Below are 16,709 nucleotides of genomic sequence, written 5' to 3'. Positions count from 1 at the left end.
ATAATTTCTATCTTTTGTGAAATTCGGCTGCAAAGTAACTAATTTTTATTCACTTATGCAAATTATTTCATCAAAAAGCGCACTTTTTTGCACACATCACATAGATATGTGCAATCGTCTTGCATCAAAAATCTTTCTTTTATACAATATTTTGTAATAACCTATATCACTTTGTCACGATACATACTCCCTGCGTAACGGATAGTTACCTCTTTGATTCTCAAACTCAGACGGAGCGGATTTCAATCTATTTGAATCATCGAGCGGATTATAAAGTTCAAGCATGTTGCCTGTATATATGAATCCCTCCGGCAACGACGGCGGCACCTCCTGTGGCGGGCATTCCAATCCAAAGAAGCTACATATTGCCTTCACAGACATATTCGAGGCATTCACCTTCCCGTCAGCCGAATATCCGGCAATATGGGGAGTTCCTATATATACATTATTTAATAAAGAAAGACTTATATCCGGTTCATGCTCCCATGTGTCAATGACGGCCTGGCGTATACGACCGCTATTGAGAGCCATGGCCAAGGCATCATTATCCACCACGGCTCCGCGACTGGTATTTATAACAAACGGACGACGGCACAAACGGCTGAAGAACTTCTCATCTGCCAAATGGCGGGTCGCATACATTCCCTCCGATGCAAGAGGCACATGGAATGTTATCACATCAGCCAGCCGTTCTATAACATCCATCGGGACAAAAGACGGTTCATCCAGAAGCGGGTCGCACACAAGCACTTTCATACCGAGCCGTTCTGCCACCGCACGCACTTTCGAGCCTACATGCCCGCAACCTACGATTCCAATTGTCGTAGAGCCGTCCAAAGGCAGGCCGAAATCACGGTTGAGCAGCAGTAACACGGAATGTATATACTGGGCAACGGATCCGGAGTTGCATCCCGGACAATTTGTCCATGTAATGCCTGCTGCATCCAGATAGTCCGTATCCAGATGGTCATATCCGATAGTGGCTGTTGCGATAAACTTAACGCTGCTGCCCTCAAGCAATTCACGACCGCAATATGTACGTGTACGCACAATCAGTGCATCTGCATCGGCTACATCTGAGGCTGTTATATCACTTCCGCTGATATACACCGCATTATCCGTAATTCTTTCAATCGCATGACGGATATATGGAATCTTATCGTCTATTACTATCTTCATGACAATCTGTTAAATCAAAATTCTAAAAGAGGATTATTTGTTTGTCTTTCCTTTCGGCACCCTGTATTCTGAAGGCAAGACCCCGAACATTTTCTTAAACTGTGTGGAAAAGTTGCGCGGAGTGGCGAAACCTACACGGACCGCAATCTCGCTTATGGTCAATTGTGTGTCTGCCAGCAACAGAACAGCCCGCTTAAGACGTACATTACGTATAAAGTCTGTTGGTGTAATGCCAAGCATTGCCTGCAACTTCTTGTATAACGAGGCACGGCTCATGGCCACATCATGCGCCAACAAGTCTGCGTTGTAATTCTCTTCGTCAATATGTGCCTCAATAGCCGCCAGCATCTGCCCCACCAGTTTTTCTTCCTCTGCATTAACGGTTATTTTATCGGGAGATATATTTGCAGACTCTGCAAATTGATGGCGGGCCTCTTCACGCAATTCGAAAAGACGGTTTACCTTATCTTCGTTTTCACGCTCCAGTTTGGCTTTCTTCCGCTTCAGATAAAACAAAATCAGCCAACAGCCTGCAGCAAATACAAGAATCACGTACAACATCTTTGCCCACCAGGTGAGCCACAACGGAGGATTGATGACAAAAACCAGTTCTGTCATCGGCCCCCACTCGCCTGATGCGACAGCAGCCTGTACTTCAAAGACATAATGACCGGGAGACAATGAAGTATAAACGGCCGTCGCCTGGCCGCTCCCATCGTTACATAAGTTCCACATCTCCTCGTGACCACGCAGCCGGTAACGGTAGCGGTCATGCGACGGAACAGCATAGTTAAGTGTAGAGAATTGTAAAGAGAGGTTATTTTCTCTATATGACAACAGGAATGGCGAGGCATCGCATACACTTTGTCCATTGACCATTATACCGGTAATAACCACTGTATGCGGGCTGTTATCCACGACAAGCTCGTCAGGACGAAACGACACAGCCGTAGCCCCCCCGATTGCAAATACCAGACGGCCGTCACCCGTCAGACATGCGGCCCGATCCATCATCGCCACCGCCGGAACACCGTCGGCTGCGCTGAAATTGACCACAGTGGGCGTAATCCGTGATATTCCGCACGACGTTCCGGCCCATACCTCGCCTCCGGCATCCGCCACTAAACTGCGTATACAGTTGTTGGTAAGTTCGCCTACACGTATTGCCTTACCCTCATGACTGATATAAAAGAGTCCGTTCTGAGTACCTATCCACAACCGTCCCCTGCGGTCCTTAAGCATACAGTTATATTTGCTGCTATAACGTTCTATATCCTTGGCATACGGCCAGGGAGCCAGAGTGTCGGCCCTGACGTCAAGCATGAACATTCCGTTCTGGGTATACACAGCCGTCCATTGCTCATTAATGGAGCATGCCCCCACGAAATAGCGGTATCGGCGCAAGGCGGGAAGTTTTTCGTTCAATGATATGTACTCATGCCGCTCCGGCAGGAAGTAGCCCAACAAGCATAGCGAATCACATAGCAGGTAGCGGCCATCTGTCAGTTGCTCAATAAACGTGATACGCCCGTGAGGCAGCATGCGCACATTACTTTGGTCATAGTGCGTTGTATGCCCCTGATACTCACAGTCCAGCCCGTAACCACGGTATCTCCATATACGTCCGGCACTGTCCACTGCACTTCGGGCTATGCCGATCAGCGGATGCTCACCTGTCAGTATTTCCGGTTTAGAACGCTGAGGAGGCTGATATACAATACCATTGGTACGTGTTCCTATCCATGTGCCTCCCTGCCGGTCGGCAGTGACCATAGTGACATCGCGCACACGGAGCGAATCTATGACACGTAATTGGTCATCAGAAGGTCCGGAAGTCACCGTTCCGCCAACCACGAAGTCCTTCACGGCTTCATCTCTGAGTCTGTGCCCGATATCATAGACAAAGGTTCTGCTACGGACATCAAACAGATATATCCGGTACATGTCATGCAACCATAGCAGCGAGTCGCCCTGCCACATCTGACCGTAGCTGTTGACATATTGCGGTAGATTATAGCTCCGGCTCTGATCACAAGGCACGATATCGAACGAACGGCCGTTGGAAAGACAAAACACGCCTTCACAGTTAACGAGCATCTGTCCGTTCGGCAATTCTATAATCTGGCGCACCTCACCTGTCGGCAACCCTTCCGCAGCCGTCCAATACCGTTGTCCGCTAATAGAGACTGTCCAAAGGAAAAAGTATCCAAATAGGAAAAACTGATGATAGCTCATGTCGGTTTTAGCATTGATAACTGTAGGCAAAATTACAAAAAATAACAATATATATGTCTCATTAGTACAAAAAACATGTCTGATATGTCTATAATTACATAAATACGAATGGCGCACACAATATAAGACAGGCAGACCGTCCCGTTTTGTAGAAGATAAATACATTTGCCATAACTTTGAACCATAACGGACACATATCCGAATACACATCCGTGAAAAAGGAAAGAATATAAACCATAAAAACTTGAAAATATGAAGATGTTGAAAACTAACAGCCGTGTGCTGCTGTGCCTTCTGGCATGTATGTTCACCACGATACATGCGGGGAATGTAAAGATACATTTCGACTTCAGCAATGTGTCGGGAAGCAGTGTCATTGACAGTGAATCGGGCGTGACAGCCAAACTCATAGGCTCAGCCAAAGTGGTGGAGATGGGCGAATACAGGATTCTCGAATTGGGAAACACCACCGGTTACCTGAACATGACAGCCGAGACAGGCAAGATATTCTCTGCCTTAAACGACCATACCGTTTCTGTTTACTACCGGGTAGACGAAGGTGCCTCTCTGTCGGGCAACGGCCACTTTCTATGGACATTCTCAACATCGGCAAACTGCGGAGCCACAAGCGGTGCCTACTCCGCCTACCGCCTCAACGAACAGCGCATAGCCTCATCACCGAGCGGTTTCCAGAATGAAAAGGGCTATTCTGTGGGTACGGCCTCACCGAAGGGCCGCTGGATGCACGTCTGCTATACACAGCAAGGCACCACAGGGCGACTGTATATAAACGGCCGGATGGCAAGCACCATCACGGACATGCCGCAGAACAGCACTCTTTACGGGGCCGTCAAGCCTGCAAGCTGCTGGATAGGGCGCGCACCGTTCTCCGACGACAGCTATCTGAAGCATACTCTCGTGGCCGACTTCCGCGTATACGACTCGGCATTGCCGGCCAATGAAGTGGATGAACTGGCGGAAAAGACAGCCGACCTTGAATATGCATACAATCATGGCAAGCCGGGCGATGCCGCTGCCCTGCAAACAGCCATCAGCGACGCACAGACCTCCATCAGCAGCGGCACAGATGCCTATCTTCCAGGAGCCGTGGCCAATGTGGAGGACCTGATTATTGTGGCACAGGCCATGGTGTCTGACGGCACCTATAGCCAAACGGTCATCGACAAGATGACGTCACAGCTCAATGCTGCAGTAAAGACAATGAAAGACACTGCAGGCAGGCTGTTTGACACAAGCGACATTATCGCCGCAGGCATATATGACACAAATCGCGGATTCCGCCATCCCGGAGGCATGCACACCCAGGCCGACTTCGACCGCATAAGACAGCAGATAGCCGACAAGAATCCCACCGTGGTCAGAGCATACAACTTATTGAAAAACGCAGAATATGCCCAACCGGGCATTGCCACATATCCGGTCGAGACCATCATACGCGGCGGCAACTCAGGACAGAACTATATCAACGCAGCCCGCGGAGCCACAATGGCCTATCAAAACGCGCTGCGGTGGAAGATAGAAGACAACCGCAGCTGTGCCGCAGCCGCAGTACGCATACTGATGCAGTGGGCACGGACATGCAAGCTGGTCAGCGGTGACTCCAACTGGGCATTGGCCGCAGGCCTTTACGGCTATGAGTTCGCACAGGCTGCCGAGTTAGTGCGCGACTACGACGGCTGGTCTGCCGAAGACTTTGCCGAGTTCAAGAAGTGGATGCTGACAGTGTGGTATCCAGGCAACATAAATTTCCTTCGTGGACGCAACGGCACATGGGAGAACTACGTGGGCAATCAGGGAGGTATCCGCCCCGGACACTATTGGAGCAACTGGCCGCTATGCAACGCACTGGCAGTAATCTCCATCGGCATTCTGTGCGACGATGTGTTTATCTATAACCAAGGCATGTCTTTCATTAAATATGACCAGGTCGGAACGTTTGTCAATCCACGCACAGCAAATCCTATATTGAACGACGGCTGCACGGAGTTCATCGGCAACCTCGTGGTCACCACTAAGGAATCCGCGCTGGAGACAGGAGCCTACGGCCTGTTGGGACAGATGCAGGAGAGTGGCCGTGACGGCGGACATGCAGCCATGGCGCTGGGACTGGCCGTTGACATCTGTCACGTGGCATGGAACCAGGGCGACGACCTTTTCTCATACATGGACAACCGCATGGCCGCCGGCATTGAATTCGTGGCTGCATGCACCCAAAACGTCACAGGACTGCCTTGGACAAACTATAAATATGTGGACTGCCGCACTGCATGGCACAACGGTTGGGAAATGACAGGTCCGGCCGAACCGGCAGAAGCACGCGCATACTGGGGCACGGTCATCGGTCACTACGAGGGCGTGAAGGGCATCAGGATGCCATACGCGGAAAAGGCCTACGCCACACTGACGGCAAACGGTCCCGACGGTGGAGGCATAGGGGCGACAAGCGGAGCCTACGACCATCTTGGATACTCGGTGCTTATGAACACCCGCGACGTACAGCTATGCCCTGAAGACAAGAGGCCTACACTTCTTAAGCCACGCATCACCTTCAACCGCACGGCCACAAGCAGCAATCCCACGAAGCCTTACTCTCCACTGCCGGAAGACTACGGAACAACCATCGACCACAGTGAACTCGGTGGTCTGAAAAACAATTACACTACAGATAACCAGACAGGAGTGCCACGCGGAAGCATCATTACTCTTCAACCGGTGCTGCCCGATGATGAGGAAGATACAGGCCGGTGGCTGTGGAACACCGGAGAGACAACCCGCGACATCACCGTCACGGTCGACCGCAGTTTCCTCTACCGGGTCACTTATACAAACAAGAACGGTGTGACAAGCGAACAGCTGTTTTCCATTGCCGTACAAGGCGACTGCGAGGAAACACCGGACATGAACCCATACATCGTATACAACGGAAAGACTATCACCGGCCCGTCAGACAACCTTACCGTAAGCGTGCTCTACGGAGATGAGGTGACACTGGGCATAAACGGCGCACGGGGATACGACACTTTCCTTTGGGACGACGGTAACACCGGAAGCACAATTACAAAGACCGTTGTGCGCGACCGCGACATACAGGCAATGTATCTCAATCAGGGCGGCAGGAAGTTCCTGGCAACGTTCCATCTGACAACCGTGCCTGCCCAACAGTATATTGCAGTAGGAAACGCCGAGAACATGGGAAACAGTGTAGAAGTGCTTGCCGGAAGCAACGTCACACTACGCCTGCGCATACCGGCCACAGCCTCTGCCGATGATGTGGAATGGCATGACGGATCGCACGGCACTACTTACAGGATAGAAGACGTCAGCAAGGAAATGGTGCTTACTGCTACCTACCACGGTGCCACCTATATTTATCATATATATGTGAAAGGCGGAAACAACACCTACTACAGCCTGCTGACCACTGGCCGCGGCTATACTCTTGTCGGCTCGGAAGAAGAACTGTCCCAACTGTCGGCTGACCACTATTTCGTAATGGCAGCAGACGAGGCCGACCTGCTTATCGGCCTGAAAGACGCGCCCAAGAACGGCAACAAGGCCCTCTTCTTCCATACACCTGTAAACCCGCTGACCGACCTTTCGAAGGTCTTCACCATAGAAACCTACGGTGATGCTTTCTGTCTGCGCAACATCGACTACGACGGACTGCTCCTTCAGACCGAGTACGACCGTCCTGACCAACTGCGCACCCACGACCAACCCATAGCATGCGAATGGACGCGACTTCTCTTCAACTATGCCGACGGAGCATGGACAATAGAGAACGGCAAGTATACCGGCAACTGGCTCGGCCTTTGGACACCTTCAAACGGACTGCAGGACGGTGAGGAAATCGCTTGCAACAAAAAGGGCGATGAAATTGTTCGTCTGCAGATATTCGCCATCGCCAAGACACGATTCCACAAAGACTATCTCTCAGGTGAAGACTATCCTACAAGCAAAGACGCGACGCCACTCATCGTCAACCCGGCCTTCACGGGCGGCAACGGCTTCGGATGGACAATGACCGGAACATGGGGCAACCAGCGCTACAACGGTGCTGTAGAGGTTTGGCATTCCACAAACTTCGATTTCTCACAGACAATCGACGGGCTGCCCGACGGTCTGTACACAATAACCTGCCAGATGGTAAACGGTGAAGGAGCCAACACGGGCTATCTCTATGCTGAAGGCAATTCCGCCGCAGGGCCTTCAAAGGCTGTGGTCAGCCAGCGTTGCACAGGCAGCAACTTCGATGCACAGCGCGACAAGATGGCGGCAGACACCGGCTACGGACTGCTCACCGTGAAAACAGAAGTCTCAGGCGGTATGCTTACAATCGGTATCAAGGAACCTTCAAACGGCAACACATGGCTCGTATGGGATAATTTCACGCTTACTTATAACGGCAACGCATCCGGTATCAGCGATGCTGTACGTCAGGAGAACCACAAACAGGACAATAGCATATACGACCTGTCGGGACGCAAACTCACCGGCATCCCTGCCAAAGGTATATATATAAGAAACGGAAACAAATATATAGTCAGATGAAGAACCTGCTATCTATACTCCTGCTGTCAGCCATATCGCTTTCCGGAACCGCACAAACCGGCTACAACATGTCCGGGCCATACAGCACGATAGCCCGCGACGGAGAGTTCCGCGGAAGCAAGAACGGCAGCGAACGCGATATGAAGACGGCATGGGATTTTGCGGAAGCCGGAAAGCATGAAGAGGCGGTGCATATCATCAACGCATACGCCGGCCGATTGCAGCGACTCGACGGACACGATGCACCGCTTTGCCTTATTCAGGGCTACTGGCTTTGCCGCGCCATGATGCTGGAAAAGGAATACCAGACGGAGGAATGGGAGAAAATGCTGCGCCGCGCCATGATACCGACAATGGAACAATTCGAACGCGACAGCCCATACGCCAATGGCAACTGGGGTGCCATAGTAAACAGATTCCGCATGGCCGCAGCCATCGTTATGAACGATACGGTGATGTACAGGCAGGCTGTGGACTACTATCTTCACGGCTACGACAACGGCTCCCTGCCACGCTATATCGGCGAGACGGGACAATGTCAGGAGACAGGACGCGATCAGGGACATGTGCAGCTGGGCCTGCAGGCAATGGCCGACATCTGCGAGATGGCATGGCAACAGGGCGACGACCTTTGGGGCGCACTTGACAACCGCCTGCTGAAAGGTTTCGAATACGCGGCCCGCTATAATCTGGGCCACAAAGTGCCTTTCAAGACATGGACAGACTGCACCGGGCTCTACTGCGACTGGACAACTCCCGGAGATATGGGACGGGGGAAAGTGTGGGATATATATCGTGAACCCTATAAACACTATGTAGACAAGAAAGGATTACGGATGCCCTACACGAAGAAAGTGCTGGATTTTCAGGCCAAGGCAGAAGCAATGGGCAAAAGCAGGGAAATGAATGTCCCGGGAGTCAGTGAAAGAGCCGGTATGCATCAGGCTTTCACTTATACCGCGCCTGAAAACGCACCGCTCAAGACAGACTATGATGTATTTATCCGCCCGCGCGGACAAAATGAATGGACGAAGATTGACACATATATGGCAAAGGTGAATGCACCGTCTGAAAATAACAGGCATAAAGTGAGCGAAATATCATATTCCTTCTTCGACTTCACCGGCAATGTATTTGTACGCGTTGTCTCAAAGAAGAAAAAGTTCAGGAATGCCCGCATCCGTCCCGACTATCGGGGCGTCATTGCCAACATACAGAATGATTCTACAGTACAGTTCCTGCTGTTTCAGCCGGAGAATGTCAGTATCGAATTCGACGGTAACGTCACCGACAATCTTCTGCTCTTTACATCCAAGCCGCCGGTGGCGGTGAAAGAAGCTGAAAAACAGGCAAAAAAGGAGAAACGCACATTTATCTACTACGCTCCCGGACTATACACGCAAGACACTGTCCGTCTGGCTTCAAACACCACCGTATACCTGGCCGGCGGCAGTTACTTCACAGGCACCTTTGCCATTGAGGATGCAGAGAACGTGACTATTCTGGGTCGCGGTGTGGCACGTCCGCCCAAAGGCTACGAGGGCTGTCATATACACCGCTCGAAAAACGTGCTCGTCGAAGGCCTGATTCTAAATACCTGTCCCGTAGGCGGAAGCGACGGTGTCGTGCTCCGCGATGTACGCAGCATCTCCCATCCCGGATGGGGCGACGGACTGAACGTCTTTGCCTCTTCCAACGTACTTTACGACCGCGTTTTCTGCCGCAACTCGGACGACTGCACCACCGCATACGCCACCCGAAAAGGCTTTTCCGGCAACACCCGCAACATACACATGCGAAACTCTACGCTCTGGGCAGACGTGGCACATCCGATATTTATCGGCATACACGGAAATCCCGAAGTCGGCGACACCATAGAACATCTTGTATATGAGAACATCGACATACTTGGGCAGCATGAGCCGCAAGTGGACTATCAGGGATGCCTCGCTGTCAACTGCGGTGACGGCAACATAGTGCGCGACGTACTCTTCGACAATATCCGCATCGAACAGATAGCCTGCGGCAGCATCACACAGATAAAGGTGGGCTTTAACCAAAAATATTGTACCGCTCCGGGCAAAGGCGTCGAGGATATCGTTTTCCGCAACGTCCGGTACACGGGCGTTCAGCCTAACCTTTCTATTATTAACGGCTATGACACGGAACGCCGCGTACGCAACGTAACTTTTGAGGGACTGAAGATCAACGGACAGACCATACATGACGAAATGGAGGACAAACCGCGGTGGTACGCCACGGCCGACTGCGTGCCAATGTATGTAGGCAACCATGCCGAAGGCGTGACATTCAACAAAGACATCGGCCCGGTCGGCGTAAACAGCCAACTGGCCTATTGCAGCAGCCAGGTCTACAGGGCATTGGAATCCCTGCGTCCCCACGGCTTCACAATGATGCCACGCAACATTCTTAAAAACGAACAGACATGGAACCTCCGGGAGGCACGCTCAGAGGAATGGTGCTCGGGATTCTGGCCGGGCATATTGTGGATGAACTACAGCCATACGCGGAGCAAGGCTGTCATGAAGGCGGCAAAGGCATATACGGATGCCGTCATTCCAATCATCAATAGTCCGGTCTACGACCATGACCTCGGGTTCATCGCAATCGGCTCTCTGCTGAAAGGCTACGAACAAACAAAGGACACACGATACAGACAACTGGCCTTACAGGCCGCAGATTCATTAGCCACATTATATAATGAAAAGGCAGGCACTCTGCTCAGCTGGCCACGCCATATCAAACAATATGGCGGACACAACACTATCATGGACAATATGATGAATCTGGAACTGCTCTACTGGGCTGCGGAAGAGATGAAAAGCGACAGGGCGAAAAGCAACAGACTGCGCGACATTGCCACCCGTCATGCCGAAACCACAATGCAGAACCACTTCCGACAAGACGGAAGCTGCTATCATGTGGCTGTCTATGACACGCTCGACGGTCACTTTCTACGTGGCGTCACCCATCAGGGCTACAGCGACCGGTCGATGTGGAGCCGCGGACAGTCGTGGGCCATCTACGGATATACCATGGTCTACCGATACACCAAAGACAAGTGTTTTCTATACTTTGCACAGAAAGTGGCGGACATCTACCTGAAACGTCTGAAAGAGACAAGCGAGGACATGGTTCCTATCTGGGATATGGACGACCCGCGGGGTACGGCCGCACCCAAAGACGCCTCAGCCGCCTGTATAGCAGCCTCGGCCCTGCTCGAGCTGGACCGGTATTCAGATAACGACAGATATAAGAAAGCTGCTGAAGAAATGCTGCGCGACCTTAGTACAGACCGGTACCAGAGCCGCAGCCGCAACGTTGCATTCCTGATGCACTCCACAGGACACCATCCCGCAGGCTCGGAGATCGATGCCGGCATCGTCTACGCCGACTACTATTATCTGGAGGCACTGCTAAGACTGGAACAAACCTGTTTATAAACCAATCAGTAAATTCTCACAGGAATCATGCAGACTAAGGATTCTTGTGAGAATTTATCCGTATTCATTTCAACCTTGATGTCATGGGATTCCTTATGCCCTTATAGCTCTTGAGGAATGCCTTTGCCGAACCGAAGCTAAGGAACATGTCGAGCCGCACCGGAATATGATTGGCATCATCGGTCACGAAGAAACGTATCAGCTCATGATTCTTGCCGTCCTCACGTTCGATGAACGAGAACACCAGGCAACGGTACTTCTCATTTGTGCCCTCAATCTTGAAAGTTTCCTTCCCGCGATACTTGAGCCATGAGTTTGAAAGATGTCTCGCATCGCTGACAGGCATAGGAATATTCTCGCCTTTTTTCATTTTTGAGGCGTCGAAGTTTCTGGCCCGCAGGAATATGCTCATCATGTCATATATACAGTTCTGATATTTGCTTTCCTGCCATTTGTGCGTACCGTCGTTGTTTATGCGGTGCTGTTTCAGATGACAGTTGCCCTGGGGATATGAATACCACAGTTCGTCAACATAATAGCGGTCGCCCTCGCGTGCGCCCTTACGGAAATACAGCGGAGAAAGATCCGTGTCGCAATATGAAAGCAGCGTGTCACGCATGGTAAAGAATTTGTCTAACTTGTTGTTGCCGCGCGTAACAAGGCTTGTACGGTAAGCCTGCCGCCCGTCGTATAAAGACATCACCGTGCTCATGCCGGCACTTCCTACTTTCACCCACACAAACTTCCAGTTGAAATACAGATCGTAGAATAGAAACTCGCCCGACTTGAATGCCGTATTCTTTATACCGCATTGTGCCGACATGCTTCCAGAGGCCAGGAAGGCCAGTATGGATATCATTAAAATTCTTGTTTTCATAATCCTTTGGTATAAGTTATTCCCATGCTCCGCGCCCGTTCCGCATTGCGGTTGCGCTGTTTTCTCTCCTTGTCCGGCTTCTGTTTGGTTATGGCCGACGGTTTCTGTTCCGTAAGCGGCACATCCCTCAATGCCCAGCTCAGTGTCACATCCCATTTCGCCTTGCATTCCACAGACTTGCCGTAGTAGAACATTTCCTCGGGCTGTTCGCCTTTGTCGTAGTCGCCCGTATCCCACCGTCCGTTGCCGTTGCGGTCTATAAATGCCCTTAGATAGTATATTCCGGGCTGTATATAGAAGAAGTCTGCCGTTCCGTCCATTACCTTTGCCTCTTTCTGCACGGCATCGGCACTGTTAAGCAACTGTACTATTATCGCGGCCGTGTCCGTAGCGGCTCCGCTCACCTCCAGCCCCAGTGTGCTGAAATTGTCGTTTCCCATCACCCGCACTCCGTTTTTCGTCGGCCTCGACACAAGTCCGTAAATGTCTTCAAACGCCATTGAGTCTGTCTCTATGCTATATTCCACTTCCGGTCTCCACTCCGCCCTGAGAATATATGTGCGCATGCCTGCGGTGTCACGGATGATTTCAAAACGCGACCTGTACCACACCGAATCTATCATCGAATAGAGATGTATTCCGGTGGTGTCTATCTTTGCCAGCGGAGTGGGCGATGTTATATATATATTATTGTCGGGTGCCATCGACGAAGGCACGTTTATCCTCATTTCAAGATTTTTCTGCGGCATCACCGTGTCGTACGGCAGGTCTTTCTTTTTCAGTTTCTCCTGCTCTTTATGCCATTTTTCAAAATCCATCTCAATCTGTTTCTGTCTCTTGGCGAATGACACTTTCGGCAAAGCCTCTATCGTATCGGTACGCATGACAAGCGTGCCGGTGCTGTCGGTGGAAAGATACTTCAGCTCTATCTCAAGTGTGTCGCGGTTTATCAGAGCCGTATCCTTCAGCCAATAGTGTATTGTGTCTTTCTTTTCGGAAGCCTCTATGACAAATGCATTGTCGGAGTTGAAGTTCAGTCCGCGCAGCTCCGGCATTTCCTCGTTGCCATAAGTAAAGAACAGTGAGATTCTGTTGGCATCCAGGCGCTCGGTCTTTATCAGATAGCGGTCTGTCTGCGGCACGGTGAATGCAAGCAATGTTATGTCGTCCGGATAGAAATGGATATATTCCGTCCGCGAGATAGAGTCTATGTGAAGACTGTCACGCCATATCGTATCCTGGCGTATGTCAGGCTTTGCCGACGGCTCGAATATCCGGCGGCTGAATGCAAGCATCTCGCTTTTCTGGCTGTAATAATAGTTTGCATCCGCATCCTGCAGCGCGTATGCCTGGTATTTTCCCGACGCCACACCTTTTATCACAAACCGTCCGCGACTGTCGGTGCGCGATACGCGCAGCAGCGGTTTGTGGCGGAACACGGTATCGGACAATTCGTCGTAAAGACCTACGAGTATACCTTTCACCGGTTCCAGATTTGAGGCGTCAAGCATCGTGCCCGACACTTCAAACGTGTCTATACGCTCTCCGGTGCTGAAGCTGTAGGTGTAGTTTCCCATAGGATTGTTCTCGTTGTTATCTGATATGGCATCCGAGAAATCTATGGTATAAGTGACATCCTTTATCAGCGAGTCCCTGAGTATCACCTCAATTTTTTTTCCTGAAGCCTTGATGTCCGGAGCCTCAATCTGCGGAGGCGACACGACAACCTTGTTTGCGGCATCATCGAGCCGTATGAACTCATTGAAACGTATTGTCACCTTCTTGGAACTCACGTTCGTCGCCCTGTCGGCAGGCGATGAGCCGGTAACCACGGGCGGTGTATCGTCGAACCATCCTCCGTCGGGCTGTCCCATACGCGCACACCCCGCCAGTGTCAGAATCAGGATGCCTGCAAGGCATGACAAATTGATGCTTTTGATGCTCATCATCCGTTCACGGTATTGTTTACCACATTTTCCCTGTTCAGCCTGAGCAGCTGTTCGATAATATCACGTGAGTTGCTCAGCCTCGGCACCTTATGCTGTCCGCCGAGCTTACCTTTCAGCTTAAGCCAGTCGTTGAAAAGATTCCTGCGTGCAGGTATTATTTCCGGATGCTGAAGCGTTATGTCCTTGTAGCGTTTTGCCTCATAGTCGCTGTTCAGCTCCTGTATGCGGCGGTCGAGTATTGCCGTAAACTCCTTCAGGTCTGCCGGCTCACGGCTGAACTCTATCAGCCACTGGTGGCGGCATTTCGCGTTTCCGTCCATGAATACCGGCGCCGCGGTGTATTCACTTACACAAGCACCAGTCTCCCGGCACGCGTATGCCAGCCCCTGCTCCGCATTGTCTACAATCAGCTCCTCGCCGAAAGCGTTGATAAAATGCTTTGTGCGTCCGGTTATTATAAACTTATACGGATTTGTGGAGGTGAAGCATACCGTATCCCCTATCACATAGCGCCACAGACCGCACGATGTGGATATGACCATGGCATAGTTGACGCCCGTCTTCACACCCCATAACGGTACTATAGACGGATTCTCCCTGCCGAATTCGTCCATCGGTATGAACTCGTAGAACACACCGTAGTCGAGCATCAGCAGCATCGACTTGTCTGTCGGGTCGCTTTGTATTCCGAAAAAGCCCTCGCTTGCATTGTATGTCTCCATATAGTGCATGTCGGGTTTGGTGATAAGGCTCTCGTATTGTTTGCGGTAGGGGGTGAAGGCCACGCCTCCGTGGAAGAACACCTCTATGTCGGGCCACACCTCCTCAAGATGCCTCTTGCCCGACAGTTCCATCACCCTTGTGAGCACGGAAAGCATCCACGACGGTACACCGCTGAGATTGGTCACGCGCTTGTTCAGTGTCTCGCGTGCTATGCGGTCGCGCTTTATCTCGAAGTCAGACAGAAGTGCAGTCTTCTTTTGCGGAACCCTGACAAAGTTTACGAGCGGATTGATGTTTTCTATCAGTATGGCGCTGAGATCGCCCACGAGGCTGCCGGCAATGTTGTAGTTGGGAGAATGGCTGCCCCCGAGTATAAGTCCCTTGCCGTCGAACATCCGGCTCTTAGGGTTGTTGCGCAGATAGAGGGCCACACAGTCTGTACCGCCTTGATAATGCGTGTCCTTCAGTCCTTCCGGACTTACCGGTATGAACTTACTCTTGTCGTTTGTCGTACCTGACGACTTTGCATACCAGCGCACCCTGCCCGGCCACAGAATGTCGCGCTCGCCATGACGCATGCGGTCGATGTCGGCTTTCAGTTCCTCGTAAGAATTTATTGGGGTGTTGACTGTGAAATCCTCATATCCCTTTGTGGCCGCAAAAAGATGGTTGATACCATATTCCGTATTTCGGGCTTTATAAAGAAGGTTTTTAAGAACTTTCTTCTGGAGTGCCTCTCCATTATTGATATGTGCCTCCAATGCTTTCTGTCTCGGCACGAACACTTTTCCTATGAATCGGGTTAAGCTCATCTTTAAAATATTATATCCGTCCGTGTCAGCCATTATATTAATCTATATATATTATGGTATGGGACGGCATTGTTTTTTAATATGCAAATTTACGGGAAACTTTTGTAAACGTACGTCATTTTTACAATATTTAATTGTTGCGGCAAAGTATAGGTCCGAGCTGCTCCTACCTCCTCAAAGGGGAAAATATGGCAGATTATTGGTATTTCCCGCGAGTATGGACATCGTTTCGCGATGTGGATGTTGTGTATAACAAATCGGGGGATGTGGGTGTTCATCGTGTGACACGTGCCAAAAGCACGTGTCAAGTGGGAATATCCCTCCAAGGAATAAACTCGGGTGCTGTATACATTACGTTGGACACATCGCAAAGCGATGTCCCTACATGGGGCAGGGTTCGGCAGAGGCATCTGATACTTCCACATTCCATCTGATACTTCCACATTCCATCCCTTTTTCCTCCCCTTTGGGGAGGTCAGGAGGGGCATATTATATGAAAAGCGATGAACGATTTGGATGAAAAACCCGGAACAGCTTGCTACAATTGTTCAATCAGGCCATTCTCAAACTGCAATCGGCATGTTCCTTTACTTTCCGACTTAAGTCGGAAAGGCGTTCGGCTATAGTCGGAAAGGTTGCCGACTTAAGTCGGAAGGTCGGTTGACTTAAGTCGGAAGGTTTATGAACTGCCACTTTAAAGTTTGCAACAGACCTGTTTGCAGTTTAAGAACAGGCTGTCCGTGAATTATATCCGGTCGACAGCAGGCTGTCCGGAAGTCGGCCCCACCGGTAGGGAAATACGCTATGGCTTTCTCATATTGTCTTGATTTCCGTTGTTCACTATACAGTATTGGTAAAATTTCTTATATACTTAAAAAGGTTTGATAATAAATAATAT

General features: G+C 50.7%; 8 protein-coding genes. 3 read left to right on the top strand and 5 right to left on the bottom strand.

Features of this window, described 5'->3' with window-relative positions; translation table 11 throughout:
• Positions 1 to 174: 174 nt before the first annotated feature.
• Positions 175 to 1,179 (bottom strand): 4-phosphoerythronate dehydrogenase, encoded by a 1,005-nt coding sequence (locus HPS56_RS01330; RefSeq protein ID WP_172272669.1) that lies wholly within the window; start codon positions 1,177 to 1,179, stop codon positions 175 to 177.
• A 33-nt stretch (positions 1,180 to 1,212) separates the two neighbouring features.
• The gene (locus HPS56_RS01325) at positions 1,213 to 3,414 is read right to left on the bottom strand and encodes a helix-turn-helix domain-containing protein (protein WP_172272666.1); all 2,202 of its coding nucleotides are present in this window, start codon (positions 3,412 to 3,414) and stop codon (positions 1,213 to 1,215) included.
• 252 nt (positions 3,415 to 3,666) lie between these two features.
• Between HPS56_RS01325 and HPS56_RS01320 the strand changes: the two genes are divergently transcribed.
• Both HPS56_RS01320 and HPS56_RS01315 read left to right on the top strand, forming a co-directional pair.
• Positions 3,667 to 7,986, top strand: coding sequence for a LamG domain-containing protein (locus tag HPS56_RS01320; RefSeq protein ID WP_172272663.1), 4,320 nt, complete (start codon positions 3,667 to 3,669; stop codon positions 7,984 to 7,986).
• Entirely contained in the window at positions 7,983 to 11,450 is a 3,468-nt protein-coding gene (locus HPS56_RS01315; RefSeq protein WP_172272660.1) for a glycoside hydrolase family 88 protein, read from the top strand. Before HPS56_RS01320 ends, HPS56_RS01315 begins: the two co-directional genes overlap by 4 nt.
• Before the next feature lie 64 nt (positions 11,451 to 11,514).
• On the opposite strand, the gene HPS56_RS01310 is transcribed toward HPS56_RS01315, so the two are convergent.
• Genes HPS56_RS01310 through HPS56_RS01300 form a run of 3 tightly spaced genes read right to left on the bottom strand, consistent with a single transcriptional unit; the run spans position 11,515 to position 15,811 of the window.
• Positions 11,515 to 12,327 (bottom strand): DUF3108 domain-containing protein, encoded by an 813-nt coding sequence (locus tag HPS56_RS01310; protein WP_216655743.1) that lies wholly within the window; start codon positions 12,325 to 12,327, stop codon positions 11,515 to 11,517.
• Complete coding sequence (locus HPS56_RS01305) at positions 12,324 to 14,276, bottom strand: Ig-like domain-containing protein (RefSeq protein WP_253952355.1); 1,953 nt, start codon at positions 14,274 to 14,276, stop codon at positions 12,324 to 12,326. The genes HPS56_RS01310 and HPS56_RS01305 overlap by 4 nt, the downstream gene beginning before the upstream one ends.
• Positions 14,273 to 15,811 (bottom strand): GH3 auxin-responsive promoter family protein, encoded by a 1,539-nt coding sequence (locus HPS56_RS01300; RefSeq protein WP_172272657.1) that lies wholly within the window; start codon positions 15,809 to 15,811, stop codon positions 14,273 to 14,275. The genes HPS56_RS01305 and HPS56_RS01300 overlap by 4 nt, the downstream gene beginning before the upstream one ends.
• Positions 15,812 to 15,999: 188 nt before the next feature.
• Between HPS56_RS01300 and HPS56_RS01295 the strand changes: the two genes are divergently transcribed.
• Positions 16,000 to 16,245, top strand: coding sequence for a hypothetical protein (locus HPS56_RS01295; RefSeq protein WP_172272654.1), 246 nt, complete (start codon positions 16,000 to 16,002; stop codon positions 16,243 to 16,245).
• The last annotated feature ends 464 nt before the right edge of the window (positions 16,246 to 16,709 follow it).

Origin of the sequence: Xylanibacter muris, assembly GCF_013166605.1 — a bacterium.
GTDB lineage: Bacteria > Bacteroidota > Bacteroidia > Bacteroidales > Bacteroidaceae > Prevotella > Prevotella muris.
The sequence above is the reverse complement of the archived record's forward strand: the minus strand, read 5'-3'. Positions and strand labels throughout refer to the sequence as shown.